Source organism: Pseudomonas sp. A-B-19, assembly GCF_019947515.1.
Classification (GTDB): domain Bacteria; phylum Pseudomonadota; class Gammaproteobacteria; order Pseudomonadales; family Pseudomonadaceae; genus Aquipseudomonas.
Map to the genome: position 1 here is coordinate 332,327 of NZ_JAGYGN010000003.1, position 14,817 is coordinate 347,143.

The window sequence follows — 14,817 nt, forward strand, 5'->3', positions numbered from 1 at the left end:
GCCGGACCCGCCGAAAAGGTTGATCCTGCTCATGAGCCAAGCCCCCCTCGTCCTGGTGGACGGTTCTTCTTACCTGTACCGCGCCTTTCACGCGCTGCCGCCGCTGACCACGTCCAAAGGCCTGCCGACCGGCGCGGTCAAGGGCGTCTTGAACATGCTCAAGAGCCTGCGCAAGCAGTATCCGGACAGTCCGTTCGCCGTGGTGTTCGACGCCAAGGGTGGGACTTTTCGCGATGACATGTACGCCCAATACAAGGCCAACCGTCCGAGCATGCCTGACGACATGCGCGTGCAGATCGAGCCGCTGCACCAGAGCGTGATCGCCCTGGGCTTCCCGCTGCTGTGCGTCGAAGGCGTCGAGGCCGATGACGTGATCGGCACTCTGGCCCGCAGCAGCGCGGCGGCGGATCGTCCGGTGATCATCTCCACCGGTGACAAGGACATGGCGCAACTGGTCGACGGTCACATTACCTTGGTCAATACCATGACCGGTAGCAGCATGGATGTGGAGGGCGTGAAGGAGAAATTCGGCGTCGCTCCCGAGCAGATCATCGATTATCTGGCGCTCATGGGCGATTCGTCCGATAACATTCCGGGTGTTCCGGGTATCGGTCCCAAGACCGCGTCCGGCCTGCTGGTGGGTGTGAACGGCGGCCTGACCGAACTCTATGCGCAACTCGACATCGTGCCTACCCTGCCGATTCGTGGCGCCAAGAACCTGCCGGCCAAGCTTGAAGAGCACAAGGAGATGGCATTCCTTTCCTATCAGCTGGCGACCATCAAGATCGATGTGCCGCTGGACGTTGGGCTTGACGACTTGCAAATGGGTCCTGAAGATCCGGCCAAACTCTACGAGCTGTACACCCTGCTGGAATTCAAGAGCTGGCTGAACGACCTTGATCGCGACGCCAAACGGCTGGAACTGAGCGCTGCCGCCGAGCCTGCACCGGCCGGCGATCTGTTCAGCGAACCAGAGCCCGAAGCACCGGCCGCTGCTGCTGAAGCTGCCTATGAAACCATCCTCGATCAGACGCGGTTCGATGCCTGGCTGGAAAAACTGAAAAACGCCAAACTGTTTGCCTTCGACACCGAAACCACCGGCATCGATGCGCAGCAGGCACGACTGGTGGGCCTGTCATTCGCGGTTCAGGCCAACGAAGCAGCCTACATCCCGTTGACCCATTCCTACATCGGCGTGCCGCAACAGCTGGACCGCGACACTGTCCTGCGTGCGCTCAAGCCGATTCTGGAGGACCCGAACAAACTCAAGGTCGGCCAGCACGCCAAGTTCGACATGAACATCCTGGCCAACTGCGCCATCGGCGGCGATCAGGACAATGGCATTACCGTACGCGGCATCGCCTTCGACACCATGCTCGAGTCCTACGTGCTCAACTCCACGGCCACGCGCCATGACATGGACAGCCTGGCGCAGAAGTATCTGGACCACACCACGGTGAGTTTCCAGGACATCGCCGGCAAAGGCGTGAAACAGCTGACGTTCGATCAGATCGCCCTGGAGCAGGCCGGGCCTTACGCCGCTGAAGATGCGGATATCACCTTGCGTCTGCACCAGACCCTGTTCGAAAAACTGTCGGCCATTCCAAGTCTGGCCAGCGTGCTGACCGACATCGAAATGCCGCTGGTGCCGGTGCTGGCGCGTATCGAGCGCCAGGGCGCTTTTGTCGACGCCACCCTGCTGGGTGTGCAAAGCATCGAGCTGGGCGACAAGATGGTGGCGCTGGAGCGTGAAGCCTTCGAAATTGCCGGCGAGGAATTCAACCTCGGTTCGCCCAAGCAACTGGGCGTGATCCTTTACGAAAAGCTTGGCTTGCCGGTATTGAAGAAAACCGCCAAGGGCCAGCCGTCCACCGCCGAAGAGGTGCTGGCCAAACTGGCTGAAGACGACTATCGATTGCCCAAAGTGCTCATGGAATACCGCACCATGAGTAAGCTGAAAAGCACTTACACAGACCGTCTGCCGGAGCAGATCAACCCGCGTACCGGGCGGATCCATACCTCGTACCACCAGGCAGTGGCGTCCACCGGGCGGCTGTCCTCCAGCGATCCGAACCTGCAGAACATTCCGGTACGCACCGCCGAAGGGCGTCGCATTCGCCAGGCCTTCGTGGCCCCGGCAGGTTACAAGCTGCTGGCGGCGGACTATTCGCAGATCGAACTGCGGATCATGGCGCACCTTTCCCGGGACGAAGGGCTGATGAACGCCTTCCGCCACAATCTGGACGTGCACACCGCGACCGCCGCCGAAGTGTTCAAGGTCGAACTGGCGGACGTTACCTCCGACCAGCGCCGCAGCGCCAAGGCGATCAACTTCGGCCTGATCTACGGCATGGGCGCGCAGAAGCTCGGTAAGGACATCGGTGTCGACACCAAGACCGCCAAGGCCTACATCGATACCTACTTCACCCGATATCCCGGCGTTCGCCAGTACATGGAGCGCACCCGTGCGCAGGCGGCGGAACAAGGTTACGTGGAGACACTCTTCGGCCGTCGCCTGTACCTGCCGGATATCAACTCCAACAAGCCGCAAGAGCGCGCCGCCGCGGAACGCACGGCGATCAACGCACCGATGCAAGGCACCGCTGCGGACATCATCAAGAAAGCCATGGTTGCAGTGGATAACTGGCTGACCGCGTCTGGCCTCGACGCCAAAGTCATTTTGCAGGTGCACGATGAACTGGTGCTTGAGGTGCGTGAAGACCTGGTCGACCAGGTTCGCGATGAAATTCGCGTGCACATGAGCGAGGCCGCGAAACTGGATGTCCCGTTGCTGGTCGAAGTGGGGGTCGGAAATAACTGGGATGAGGCTCACTGAGCCTTCTTGTAGGAGCGAGCTCGCTCGCGATGGAGTGTCAGACACATCGATTTCGACTGAAATTCCATCGTCGGAACGCCGCCCGGAGCAAGCTCGCTCCTACAGAGAATTGTCGTGTTCTGCTGCGGCATAGTGCCGCGGCAGAAGGGCGCAAATCGCTTAGTCCGGAAGGCGCTTATAGTTATTTCAAAGCTATTTGAAAAAAATCTGAACTAATCTTGTGAGCCACCACTCAGAGTTACTGAATGGCTGGTGAAGCCCTTCGATGCTCCTATGTTGTGTTAAGTGTTGGCAGATATCTGGACCCCGCCCTAGCGGTCTAGAGCTTGAACCCCGGAACTTCTCCCTCCCCATATGAAGTCCGGGGTTTTTTTTGCCTCGAGAAAACTGCCTGTGGCGCACGCAGGCAGTTTTCCCGGCACTTACTGGGCCTCTACTTCGGCACCCTTGTCCGCCAGCTCCATCCATCCAGCCAGTACGGTGTAGGCATCCTCCAGGCCCATGCGTTTCGGGGCCGAAAACAGCTGGATTGTCACCAGATCACCCCAGCCCTTGCGGATTTCTGCCTGAACCTTGAGCAGCGTGTTCTTGGCCGCGCCATAGGTCAGTTTGTCCGCTTTGGTCAGCAGAATGTGCATCGGCATGCCGGCAGCCACGGCCCAGTCGAGCATCAGCAGGTCGAAATCGGTCATCGGATGGCGGATGTCCATCATCAGGATCAGACCTTTCAAACTCTCGCGACCACCCAGGTACGCCTCCAGGTGACGCTGCCAGTGTTGCTTGAGCGGGATCGGTACTTTTGCATAACCGTAGCCTGGCAGGTCGACCAGACGGCGTTCATCGTCTAGCTTGAAGAAATTCAACAGTTGCGTGCGTCCCGGGGTTTTCGAGGTGCGCGCCAGGCTGGCGTGGGTCAGGGTGTTCAGGGCACTCGACTTGCCGGCGTTGGAACGCCCGGCGAAGGCGACTTCGAAGCCCTCGTCATCCGGACATTGGTCGACTTTGGCGGCGCTGAGCATGAAGGTGGACTGTTGGCACAGACCGAGGATGGGATTCTTGAGTTGCATGGGATTTCCGATGTGGGCGGCGCCAGGAATGGGTGCGGCAAGCAGTGTCGCTTCCGTTTCAGTGACGTCAGTATATAATGCCGCAGATTTTGTGTGCGCTTTGTCCCAGCGTAGGATGAAGTTCACGAGAGCGACAGGCCTTGATTGCGCACTAGAACGCAGCACGCTCTCAACCCTGAAAAGGTCGTTTTATGACGAAATGGCTGCTAGCTGCCGGTGTCTTGATGCCGCTTTACAGCGCTCAGGCTACACAGGATCCGCAAGCTGTGTACAACCGTGTTTGTGGTGCCTGTCATTCCGGCCAACTCCCCATGGCGCCGAAAAAAGGCGATCAGGAAGCCTGGACGCCGAGGTTGGCGAAAGGTATGGAGACGCTGGTGCAACACGTGACCCAGGGTTTCAAGGCGATGCCGCCGCGTGGTTTGTGCATGGACTGCAGTGCCGAGGATTACCAAGCCATCATCCTTTGGATGAGCGAGTAAGCCCGGTCCATAACTCTTAACCCTTAGCCGTAGTTGGATTAGCTGATGAAGAAATTGATCGTGAGTCTGCTGTTGACCGTGGGCATCTCCGGCATGGCCCATGCTGCAGGTGAGGCAGTACAACCGGGTGATGCAAAAGCCGGCCAGGCCAAAGCCGCCGTCTGTGGCGCCTGCCACGGCCCGGATGGCAACAGCATGGCGCCAAACTTTCCAAAACTGGCGGGTCAGGGCGAACGTTACCTGACCAAGCAATTGCACGACATCAAGTCGGGCAAACGCACCGTTCTGGAAATGACCGGTCTGCTGACCAACCTGAGCGATCAGGACCTGGCGGATATCGCCGCTTACTTCGCCAGCCAGAAAGGCAGCGTCGGTGCCGCCGATCCGAAAGTTGTCGCTCGCGGTGAAGCCCTGTTCCGTGGCGGCGACCTGGCCAAGGGGATGCCAGCCTGCACCGGGTGTCATTCGCCAAATGGCGCAGGTAACACGGCTGCCGGTTTCCCGCACCTCGGCGGCCAGCACGCTCAATACATCGCCAAGCAACTGACCGACTTCCGCAAGGAAGAAGGCGGCCGCACCAACGACGGCGATGCCAAAACCATGCAGACCATTGCCAAGAAACTGAGCGACGAAGACATCGCCGCGGTGTCCAGCTACATTCAAGGCCTGCACTAAGGCCGACGGATCGGGCGTTGAACAGGGTGCTTGTCGCCTGCAACGTTAACGCTCGATTAATCCGCGACAGCAAGTATAAAAAGGGTGGCCTTGGCCGCCCTTTTTTGTGGCTGCTGCCGTTACACTACAGAACTCAAGCCCGCCAGGATCTGTCCGATAACAAGTCGCGCGAGGCGATAAAATTTGTCCAGGAGTGAAGCATGCGTAATCTGATCATCAGCGCCGTTTTTGCCGCTGCCAGCCTGTTCGGCATGACTGCCCAGGCCGCTGACGCCCCCGCCGCACCTTATGTCGAACTGACCAACCCTGTTCCGGTCGCCGTGCCTGGCAAGATCGAAGTGGTAGAGCTGTTCTGGTACGGCTGCCCGCATTGCTTCGCCTTCGAGCCAGTGATCAATCCGTGGGTCGAGAAGCTGCCTTCGGACGTGAACTTCGTGCGCATTCCAGCCATGTTCGGTGGCCCGTGGGACGCTCACGGTCAGATGTTCCTGACCCTTGAAGCCATGGGTGTCGAGCACAATGTTCACGCCGCGGTATTCAATGCCATTCAGAAAGAACACAAGAAACTGACCGACAAGAACGACATGGCCGACTTCCTCGCTACCCAAGGCGTGGACAAGGACAAGTTCCTTGCGACTTTCGACTCTTTCGCTATCAAGGGGCAGATCGTCAAGGCTCGTGAGCTGGCCAAGAAGTACGAAATCTCCGGCGTTCCAACCATGATCGTCAATGGCAAGTACCGCTTTGACGTGGGTTCCGCCGGCGGTGCCGAACAGGCCCTGCAACTGGCCGACAAACTGATCGACAAAGAGCGAGCGGCTAACAAGGCTGCCGCCAACTAAGGGCAGTCGCTGCCATGCGCCGATGGGGTACCGAACGCGTCGTTGGCCGGCATGATCCGCGGGTCAACGAGCATCATCTGGAGTCTACGGGCCTGCCCGTAGACAGTCGTCTGCGCTTGCTCAGCTTCAATATCCAGGTCGGCATCAGTACCGAGCGTTATCGGCATTACCTGACCCGGGGCTGGCAGCACCTGCTGCCGCATAACGGGCGTGCCGACAATCTGCAGAAAATCGGCAATCTGCTGGGCGATTTCGATCTGGTCGCCTTGCAGGAAGCCGATGGCGGCAGCCTGCGGTCAGGCTACGTCAATCAAGTCGAACACCTGGCCCAGCTCGGCGCCTTCCCCTACTGGTATCAACAACTCAATCGCAACCTTGGTCGCCTGGCCCAGCACAGCAATGGCGTGCTCAGTCGATTGCGCCCGTGGGCCATTGAAGATCATCCGTTGCCGGGGCCAAAAGGTCGCGGAGCCATTCTGGTACGGTTCGGCGAAGGCCCGGAAGCGCTGGTGGTGGTCATGATGCACCTGGCGTTGGGCGCCCGGGCGCGCAGCCTGCAACTGGCCTACATCCGCGAGTTGATTGGCGACTACAAGCATCGGGTACTGATGGGCGACATGAACACCCATGCCAGTGACCTGCTGCAAAACTCCGCGTTGCGCGATCTCGGCCTGCTTGCGCCGCAACTGGAAGCGACGTTTCCCAGTTGGCGCCCGCAGCGCTGTCTGGACCATATCCTGCTGAGCCCGAGCCTGACCCTGGAAAAGGTCGAGGTACTGGCACAGCCCATTTCCGATCACCTGCCAGTCGCGGTAGAGATTCGTTTGCCGGGTTCGCTCACGGCCGATGCAATTCCCGCGTTGAGTCCTGCCCTTCGCGGAACCTCTGAATGAGCGACGAAGCACAGCGCTGGAAAGAGAAATACCTCAAAAGCATCGAACAACAGGAAAAGCTCGAACGTCGCTGGGACGCACGGCTCGACTTGCTGCGTCGTGGGCTGGTGCGCAGCACCCTGGCGGCGGAAGGTACTGACCGCGCCGTTGACCAATGCATGAAGGAAATGCGTGAGGTCGTGCGTACCGACGACATGGACGCCGGCCTGGCCGCGCTGATTCCACGCCTGGAAAAAGCCGTGCTCGACTCTGAACAGCGTCGGGAAACCCGGGTCAGCCAGACCAGTGCCGCCCTGACTGCACTGGTCACCCAGTTGCAAACATTGCCGCTGCCACGGGATGTGAGCCGGCCACTCAAGAGTTTTGCCAGGCAACTGGAGGCGCGGGTCAGTCAGGCACGTGAGATACCCTTGCTGCTCAGCGAGTTGAGCGGCTTGCAAGGCAAGGCCCTTAGCCAGCTGGAAGCCCCGGCGGAACCCGATCGGCCTGGCTTGCTGCAACGGTTGTTCGGCGGTCGTGAAGTGGAGGAGACGGCGGCCTCAACGGTTACTTCTCCTGTGCTGGCTGCCACTGTAGCCGAGAGCCCTGCGGCGATTATCGAGTCGGCCCCGGTCGTGATTGAGCCAGCAACCTGCGAGGTATCCGCTGTTGAGCGAGCTGAGGACGAGTCCGCGCCGACTGAGCCAGCCGTGGCTTTTGCACCCCCGGCCGCGGAGCCTCAACCAACCAGTGCAGCCGCGACAGAAATCGAATCGGCCGAGCAACCCGCTCCGCAAACCTTCGTGACGCCTTCTGAGTCGGAACCAAACCCCGACGAGCTGACCGCGCAAGCATCGCCGGATAACTCGCCCTTGCCTCCGATTCCGACGGAGGGCGTGGTCGCCACCGATCAGGCGCCATCCGAACATGACATTCTCTACGCACTCCCGGACTCCCCCGAGCCCTCCTACAGTTCCGTGGCCGGTCACATCGAAGACACGTTGCTAGGGCTGCTCGAAGACCTGACATTGCCCGAACGTTATCGTCCGCAAGCCGAATCCATGCGTGATCGTCTGAAAAACGGTTTGAACTGGTACGAATTGCTGCCGATCCTCGACGACTTTGCCACGTTGATGCTGGCCATTACCGACAGCGGTCAGCATGAGTTCGAAGCCTATCTGCAACGATTGAACGAGCGCCTCGAGTCGTTCCAGAGCAACTTGCAGGCCGCCACCGCAGGGCACGCCGACAACCGTTCGGCTGCGCGACAGATGGACACGCAGATCCGCGAGCAGGTCGATGGCTTGCAAAGCAGCATGCAGGAAGCCGCGGACCTGGAAGATCTCAAGCACGTCCTGGAAAACCATCTCGAAGGCTTGCTGGGCACCATGGACCAGCACCAGAAACAGCGTGATGAGCGCGAGCAGGAGGTCGCTACGCGCTTGCACAGCCTGGCTGAGCGGGTTGCCCATATGGAGCAGGAGGCCCAGGGTTACCGTGAGCACCTTGAAGAGCAGCGTCAGAAGGCATTGGTCGACCCGTTGACCGGTCTGCCCAACCGCGCGGCCTGGAGCGAGCGCCTGGATCATGACGTCACACAATGGCGGCAACATGGCAACACGCTGCTGCTGGCCATGCTCGACCTCGATCATTTCAAGCGTATCAATGATAACTATGGGCACCTGGCTGGTGACAAAGTGCTGAAAATCATCGCCAGTGTGTTGCGCAAGCGTCTACGCGGGACGGATTTCATTGCGCGGTTTGGCGGCGAAGAGTTTGTGCTGTTAATGCCATCCACGGTGCCGGCGGCGGGGCTGAAGTTGCTGGAAAGCTTGCGTGCCTCGATTGAGGCCTGTCCGTTCCATTTCAAGGGAGAGCCGGTGACCATCACCGTGTCTATCGGAATGACGGCGTTCAGGCCGGGAGAGCACGGCGATCAAGCGCTTAAAAGAGCCGATCAGGCGCTGTATCGCGCAAAAAATGCCGGACGCAACCGCGTGGAGCCGGGCTGATCGTCAATTGTTCCATTTTGTTCGATTGCCGTCAGCCCGCCAGGCATTACGTTACACTGTTGCGTTATCGTCTTGTGTGTACTGCCTTCGCCATGAAATATTTTGCTCTGATCGCGTCACTGATTCTGCTGGCCGGCTGCGCCAGCGGTCCCCGTTTTGACACCAGTCATCCCTCAGTCAATTACGACAGCCGTGTGCAGTTCGTGGTGGTGCATTACACCAACGCCTCGCTGGAGCGTTCGTTGCAACTGCTGACCCACGGTGAAGTCAGCAGCCATTACCTGATCGGCGACGACAAGGGCGCCACCATCTACAAGCTGATGGATGAAAATGTGCGGGCCTGGCACGCCGGCGAGAGCGAGTGGAATGGCCGGACCTGGCTGAATTCCAGTTCCATCGGTATCGAAATCGTCAACCCGGGCTTCGAGGACACCCCGACCGGACGCGTGTGGTACCCCTACACCGAAGATCAGGTCCAGTCCTTGATCGTATTGCTCAAGGACATCAGCAAACGCCATGGCATAAGGCCTCGCGACATCATTGGCCATAGCGATATTGCGCCATTGCGCAAGCTGGACCCGGGGCCGCTGTTCCCCTGGAAGCGTCTGGCCGCCGAAGGCCTGGGCATCTGGCCGAACGAACAGTCGGTGGCGCGGCAGCAAATGCGGTTCGCCGGACAGTTGCCGGGCATCAGCTGGTTTCAGGCTCAATTGGCCCGACTGGGTTATGCCTCGCCACAAACCGGCGAGCTCGATGTCGCGACACGGCATGTGATAGCGGCATTCCAGATGCATTTCCGTCCGGCGCGCTTCGATGGCACTCCGGATGCGCAAACTGCAGCGCTACTTTTGGTGTTGAATCAGACAAAATAATGACGCCGCCCGACGGTGCGGGCGTTTTCCCAATCAGCAGCTATAACTCATTGGTAATACTTCGGATATTACACCATGCCTGCTGCTCGAGAGACTTTCCGTAGTTGGTTCCATCGCCCCTGGTTTCTGGGGCTGATGTCTGCTGTCTTGAGCGCAACGTTACTGATGGCCGGCAGCCTGTTCGTCGCCATTCACCAGATCGAGCAAAACGAAAGCGAAGAAATGAATGCTCAGGGTGAGCGCTTCCTCGCCCGCCTGGAACAGCTCTTCGGGCAACTACGCGAAAGCCTTGACGACCTTGAGGCGCAGCCGTTGCGCGGCTGCGATGCGGAAATGATCGCGACCTTGCAACAGGTTACGTTCAATTATCGCTTCGTCTACGAAGCCGCCTACATGGACTCCTCGCGAATCTGTTCCAATCGCCCTCGCCAGGAAGGGCTGTCGCTGAGTCGATCGCCAGACATCAAAGGCCCGACTTACAGCTATTGGCTCAACACCACCACCGAACCCGACGAAAACCGCGCCGCGCTGATGCTCGGGCGCGGGAATTTCCGGGTTGCGACCTCTCGCGGGCATTTGACCGATATGGTCGACCTGTCGCCAGGCAGCAGTCTGCTGGTGGTCCTTGACCATGGCGCGCGCGCGATTCCGGTGCTGGGCGCTTCTCAAGCCTGGCCGCCGACCGAGGCCTGGCCACCGAGAAACCGTGATGCTCTGCAGATAACCCAGACACGCCTGATATACCGCATGCCCACCGACAACCCGGAATATCAATTGGTGTTGATCAGCCCGCGTAACGGCGTGCATATCCCGACGGTCTGGTGGTGGCTGCTGCCGGCCAGCCTTGCGCTGGGCATATGCGTTGGGTTCCTGGTGTTCCTGCTGGTGCGCCAGCGGCAGTCGCTGGATGCCGAACTGACCGGCGCGATTCGCCGTGGCGAGTTGCAGGTGCTGTATCAACCGATCTTCGACCTCGATAGCCGCAACTGTGTCGGGGCTGAAGCGCTGCTACGCTGGCGCAGGCCGGACGGTACTCTGACCAGTCCCGACCTGTTCATTCCGATGGCGGAGAACACCGGGCAGATTCGCCAGATGACAGACTTCGTCCTGCAACGCCTGCTCGAGCAACTCGGCCAGTTGCTGCGTGCCAACCCGCAACTGTACATCTCGGTCAATCTCGCGGCGTGTGATGTGATGGTTCCGCGGATTGGTCAGGTGATGGCGCGGTTGCTGACCCTGCACCGTGTCGCTGCGCAGCAAATTGCCTTTGAGGTCACCGAGCGCGGGCTGGTGGATGTAGTGGTGGCCCGGGAAAACCTGCAATCGTTGCGGGATGTCGGGCACCAGGTGCTGATCGATGACTTCGGCACCGGCTATTGCAGCCTCGCCTATTTGCAAACCCTGCCGGTGGATTGCCTGAAAATCGACAAGGCGTTCATCGATGCGTTGGGCCATGACGCCGCAAGCAGTGGTGTGGCCCCGCACATCATTCACATGGCCCAGTCGCTGCATCTGAAGGTGATTGCCGAAGGCATCGAACATGAGGCCCAGGCCGAATTCCTCAGCAGTGAAGGCGTGAAGTTCGGCCAGGGGTGGCTGTTCGCCCGCGCGCTGAGCGCCGTGCAGTTCATTGAGTTGATCACCCAGGGCCGACGCCGGGCGGGCGCTGGCCGACGTCTGGATGACAAGGCGTGAAGGTGAGCTAAACGGCCAGCGCCATGTAGAACTGAGTACCTTGCCCCGGCCGGGAGTAGACGCCCATGCGCCCGCCATGCAATTGCACGATTTCCTTGCACAAGGCCAGGCCGAGCCCGGCTCCTCCCTTCTTGCGTCCGACTTGTACGAACGGCTCGAAGATCCGCCCCTGTTGACCGTAAGCGATGCCTTCGCCGTTGTCCTCGACACTGATGATGACCCGGTCGCCGTGGCGCCGGGCCTGCAAGCGTATCCGTCCGCCGGCGCCGGTGTGACGCAAGGCATTGTCGAGCAAGTTGTCGAGTACCCGGTCCAGTTGTGGCCGGTCGGCCTGTAACCGCGGCAAAGGCCCCTGCACTTCCACCAGCAGACTGATTTCCTTCTCTTCGGCCGATTTGGCAAAGCGCGATTGAGCCTGTTCCAGCAATGCTTCGATGGAACATGGCGCCAGGGTGAGTTTCTGCAAACCGTTCTGGTAGCGGGAGAAATTCAGCAGGTCATTGATCAACTGCATCAGCCGCTGCATCTGTTCATTCACGGTATCGAGCAGGTCGGCTTCCCGGGAATCCGGGGCAAAGTGAGCGCGCTCGCGGAACAATCCGAAAGCCATGTGCATGCCGGTAACCGGTGTGCGCAACTCATGGGAGGCGCGCAATACAAATTCACTGCGTACCCGTTCGAAGGCACGCTGTTCCGTGACGTCATGCAGCACCATCACGGCACCGAGAATATGTCCCTGGGTATGGCTTACCGGGGTGAGGCTATAGGTCAGTAGTCGCGACTCGCCATCGACTTCGATGCTCAGGTCCTCCGGCACCCGCTCCAGCGTGCCGCCGCGCAGCACCAGTTGTAGCTGCTCATCGAGTTCGGGGCGCTCCATCGCCGTGCCCAACCCTAGACCCAGACGATCGGATTCCCAGCCCAGCTGACGCTGGGCCACAGGGTTAAGGTGTTCCAGATGACCCTGACGGTCAATCATCAGCAGTCCGTCGTCAATGCTGTCGAGCACGGCCTGCAAACGCTGCTGACCGGCCAGCAGTTCATCGACGTTAGTGGCCTGATGCTCACGCAGCGCTTGGGCCATGATCCCGAAACGCCGGGTCAGTTGGTTCAGCTCCACCGCCGAAGAGATCGGCAGGGTGACATCGTAATTGCCCTGGCCGATATTGTCCGCCGCCTTGGCCAAAGCCTCGATGGGCTCCCCGAAGCGCCGGGCGATGGCCTGCGCGGTCACGAAGCCGACGATCAGCACCGCCAGCCCCACCAGGCCAAGCAACCCGGCAATCAGCAGCGCCTGCTCCCGGGTCTGCCGCTCGGTATCGTTGATGTTATCCAGTGCGCGCTTGTGCTCGGCGATCAGGCCATTGCGTAGCGCGTTGAACTTTTCCGTCAGATTGCCGTGGCTGCCGAGCACATTCGACGAGTCCGGGGATGTTTCATAAGCCTGGATAAAGCGCTCGTAGTCGGCCTTGGCTTTTCTGAAACCGTACTCGTCTGTGGACTGCGCTGGTTCCTGGGCGATGCCTTCCTCCAGCAGTTCGAAGTAATGCTGCTTCGAGGCGGCGAAAGCGGCGGAGTCAGGTTTCTCGCTGAGCATGAGGATCAGTTGATCTCCCAGGGTCTGACGCAGCTTGAGCCCCAGGTCCAGAGTGACGAAGTCGTTGCGGGTGGGCGCTTCCCGGCTGCCGGCCATCTGCATCACGCTGACCAGCCCGAGCAAGAGCCCGAGCAACGCGATGGTCATCAGTGCGGAGATGCTCAGGAACAGCCGGGTCCGCAATTTCATCGCCAGTTTCATCCGCTGTTGCTCACAAGTTGTACTGTTTGCGTTTGCGGTACAGCGTCGAGGCGTCGATGCCCAGGGTTTTCGCCGCTTGATCCAGGGTATCGGCGGTGGCGAGGACCGCGCCGATGTGAGCTTTCTCCAGCTCATCCAGGCTCAGTGCCGCGCCGATACGCGGTGCGTTGTGGACCGGGGTTTCGGCCATGCCCAGATGACTGATCTCGACCCGCTCCTGCGGACAGATGATGCTTGCCCGCTCGATCACGTTGCGTAGCTCACGGATGTTGCCCGGCCAACGATAGCCCAGCAGTGCTTCCCGGGCCTCGTCGCTGAAGGCGCGCGCGGGACGGGCGTATTCCTTGACGAAGCGTGCGAGGAAACGATCGGCGAGGTTGATAATATCTTCGCGGCGCTCGCGTAGCGGTGGCAGGTGCAAGGTAATGACATTCAGGCGATAGAGCAGGTCTTCACGGAAGCGACCGTCGCGGACCATGTCCTCAAGGTTGAGGTTGGTGGCCGCAAGGATGCGCACATCGGCGCGACGGGTCACCGGATCACCGACACGCTCATATTCCTTGTCCTGAATGAAACGCAGCAACTTCGGTTGCAATGTCAGGGGAAAGTCGCCGATCTCGTCGAGAAACAGTGTACCGCCGTCAGCCTGGTTGACTCGGCCCAAGGTGCTTTCGCTGGCACCGGTGAAGGCGCCGCGGCTGTGGCCGAAAAGTTCGCTTTCCATGAGTTCAGCGTTCAGCGACGGGCAGTTGATCGTGACGCAGGATTTCTTCGCGCGTTTGCTCCAACCGTGAATGGCTTGGGACAGTTCACCCTTGCCGGTACCGGATTCACCAAGAATCAGGATATTGGCATCGGTGGTGGCAACCTGGCGGGCAGTTTCGAGTACCACTTTCATGGCCGGGCTGTGGGAGTCCAGACCATCCTTGGGCTTGCGTACTTCACCTTCCAGGGCTTCCAGTCGCGCCGACAGCTGCCGCACTTCCAATTGCTTGGCGGTTGCCAGCCGCAATTGATCGGGGCTGCACGGTTTGACCAGATAGTCGGCGGCACCGGCCTGAATCGCATCCACTGCGGTGTCGACGGCTGAGTGCGCTGTGACGATCACCACCCGCATCCAGGGCGCCTGAATACGCATCTGGGCCAGCACATCGAGGCCGTTGTCTTCACCCAGGCGCAAATCGAGGAAGCACAAGTCGAAGACCTGTCGCTGCAACAGGGCTTCTGCCTGCGCGGCGCTGGTAGCGGTGGCCACGCTGTAGCCTTCGTCTTCGAGGCAATAACGGAAAGTACGCAGGATGGCGGACTCATCATCCACCAGCAGAATGCGGCCTTGATGCTCAGTGGCTGATTCCATTTTCCTACGCTCCTTAATGAATAACCTTTGTTTAGTCTCAGAGAAATCGGGCAAGTTGCATGATTGATTCTGAGCCATTCCTGTCATGGCAGGGTAGCTTTCATCCGATGTATCGCTTTGCCACCTGATTTCGCCGGTCCTTTATTGGATGCCCGGTTTCTTACAAAAACCAGCGTGTATTTCTGACATCCGCGCCCTCCTCTCAATTCAAAAAATTTACGTTTTCCTTCAAACGAATCGTGCAATACGCACGACTACGCAAGTGGCATCGTGCAGGATGCGTGCGAGGTGATTTTTTGATTGATTATA

General features: G+C 59.7%; 11 protein-coding genes. 8 read left to right on the top strand and 3 right to left on the bottom strand.

Annotated elements, in window-relative coordinates; translation table 11 throughout:
* Positions 1–31: 31 nt before the first annotated feature.
* Complete coding sequence (gene polA, locus KGA81_RS05435; protein ID WP_223544881.1) at positions 32–2,836, top strand: DNA polymerase I; 2,805 nt, start codon at positions 32–34, stop codon at positions 2,834–2,836.
* A 422-nt stretch (positions 2,837–3,258) separates the two neighbouring features.
* On the opposite strand, the gene yihA is transcribed toward polA, so the two are convergent.
* Positions 3,259–3,903: a ribosome biogenesis GTP-binding protein YihA/YsxC gene (yihA, locus tag KGA81_RS05440; protein ID WP_008002192.1), complete on the bottom strand. Its 645-nt coding sequence runs from the start codon at positions 3,901–3,903 to the stop codon at positions 3,259–3,261.
* 191 nt (positions 3,904–4,094) lie between these two features.
* Here yihA and KGA81_RS05445 point away from each other — a divergent pair, with 191 nt between their 5' ends.
* The 7 genes from KGA81_RS05445 to KGA81_RS05475 all read left to right on the top strand — a co-directional run bounded on the left by KGA81_RS05445 (position 4,095) and on the right by KGA81_RS05475 (position 11,353).
* Complete coding sequence (locus KGA81_RS05445) at positions 4,095–4,385, top strand: c-type cytochrome (RefSeq protein WP_095942973.1); 291 nt, start codon at positions 4,095–4,097, stop codon at positions 4,383–4,385.
* A 45-nt stretch (positions 4,386–4,430) separates the two neighbouring features.
* Positions 4,431–5,060: a c-type cytochrome gene (locus KGA81_RS05450; protein WP_223544882.1), complete on the top strand. Its 630-nt coding sequence runs from the start codon at positions 4,431–4,433 to the stop codon at positions 5,058–5,060.
* Between the two features lie 200 nt (positions 5,061–5,260).
* Complete coding sequence (locus KGA81_RS05455; protein WP_056726708.1) at positions 5,261–5,902, top strand: thiol:disulfide interchange protein DsbA/DsbL; 642 nt, start codon at positions 5,261–5,263, stop codon at positions 5,900–5,902.
* A gap of 14 nt (positions 5,903–5,916) precedes the next feature.
* Positions 5,917–6,795: an endonuclease/exonuclease/phosphatase family protein gene (locus KGA81_RS05460; protein ID WP_223544883.1), complete on the top strand. Its 879-nt coding sequence runs from the start codon at positions 5,917–5,919 to the stop codon at positions 6,793–6,795.
* Positions 6,792–8,786: a GGDEF domain-containing protein gene (locus tag KGA81_RS05465; protein WP_223544884.1), complete on the top strand. Its 1,995-nt coding sequence runs from the start codon at positions 6,792–6,794 to the stop codon at positions 8,784–8,786. The genes KGA81_RS05460 and KGA81_RS05465 overlap by 4 nt, the downstream gene beginning before the upstream one ends.
* A 92-nt stretch (positions 8,787–8,878) precedes the next feature.
* A complete protein-coding gene (locus KGA81_RS05470) occupies positions 8,879–9,658 on the top strand; it encodes an N-acetylmuramoyl-L-alanine amidase (RefSeq protein ID WP_223544885.1) in 780 nt (259 codons plus the stop codon).
* Between the two features lie 75 nt (positions 9,659–9,733).
* Positions 9,734–11,353 carry an EAL domain-containing protein gene (locus tag KGA81_RS05475; RefSeq protein ID WP_223544886.1) on the top strand — a complete coding sequence of 540 codons (1,620 nt, stop codon included), beginning with the start codon at positions 9,734–9,736 and terminating at the stop codon, positions 11,351–11,353.
* A 7-nt stretch (positions 11,354–11,360) separates the two neighbouring features.
* Here KGA81_RS05475 and KGA81_RS05480 read toward each other — a convergent pair whose 3' ends face one another.
* The gene (locus KGA81_RS05480; protein WP_223544887.1) at positions 11,361–13,151 is read right to left on the bottom strand and encodes an ATP-binding protein; all 1,791 of its coding nucleotides are present in this window, start codon (positions 13,149–13,151) and stop codon (positions 11,361–11,363) included.
* Positions 13,152–13,161: 10 nt separating this feature from the next.
* Positions 13,162–14,508 carry a sigma-54-dependent response regulator transcription factor AlgB gene (gene algB / locus KGA81_RS05485; protein WP_223544888.1) on the bottom strand — a complete coding sequence of 449 codons (1,347 nt, stop codon included), beginning with the start codon at positions 14,506–14,508 and terminating at the stop codon, positions 13,162–13,164.
* Positions 14,509–14,817: the final 309 nt, after the last annotated feature.

Excerpts from the sequence above, each read along its gene's own strand:
- KGA81_RS05450 (WP_223544882.1), top strand. The coding sequence starts at position 4,431 with ATGAAGAAATTGATCGTGAGTCTGCTGTTGACCGTGGGCATCTCCGGC.
- KGA81_RS05445 (WP_095942973.1), top strand. The coding sequence starts at position 4,095 with ATGACGAAATGGCTGCTAGCTGCCGGTGTCTTGATGCCGCTTTACAGC.
- KGA81_RS05460 (WP_223544883.1), top strand. The coding sequence starts at position 5,917 with ATGCGCCGATGGGGTACCGAACGCGTCGTTGGCCGGCATGATCCGCGG.
- yihA (WP_008002192.1), bottom strand. The coding sequence starts at position 3,903 with ATGCAACTCAAGAATCCCATCCTCGGTCTGTGCCAACAGTCCACCTTC.
- KGA81_RS05470 (WP_223544885.1), top strand. The coding sequence starts at position 8,879 with ATGAAATATTTTGCTCTGATCGCGTCACTGATTCTGCTGGCCGGCTGC.
- polA (WP_223544881.1), top strand. The coding sequence starts at position 32 with ATGAGCCAAGCCCCCCTCGTCCTGGTGGACGGTTCTTCTTACCTGTAC.
- KGA81_RS05455 (WP_056726708.1), top strand. The coding sequence starts at position 5,261 with ATGCGTAATCTGATCATCAGCGCCGTTTTTGCCGCTGCCAGCCTGTTC.
- algB (WP_223544888.1), bottom strand. The coding sequence starts at position 14,508 with ATGGAATCAGCCACTGAGCATCAAGGCCGCATTCTGCTGGTGGATGAT.
- KGA81_RS05480 (WP_223544887.1), bottom strand. The coding sequence starts at position 13,151 with ATGAAACTGGCGATGAAATTGCGGACCCGGCTGTTCCTGAGCATCTCC.
- KGA81_RS05475 (WP_223544886.1), top strand. The coding sequence starts at position 9,734 with ATGCCTGCTGCTCGAGAGACTTTCCGTAGTTGGTTCCATCGCCCCTGG.
- KGA81_RS05465 (WP_223544884.1), top strand. The coding sequence starts at position 6,792 with ATGAGCGACGAAGCACAGCGCTGGAAAGAGAAATACCTCAAAAGCATC.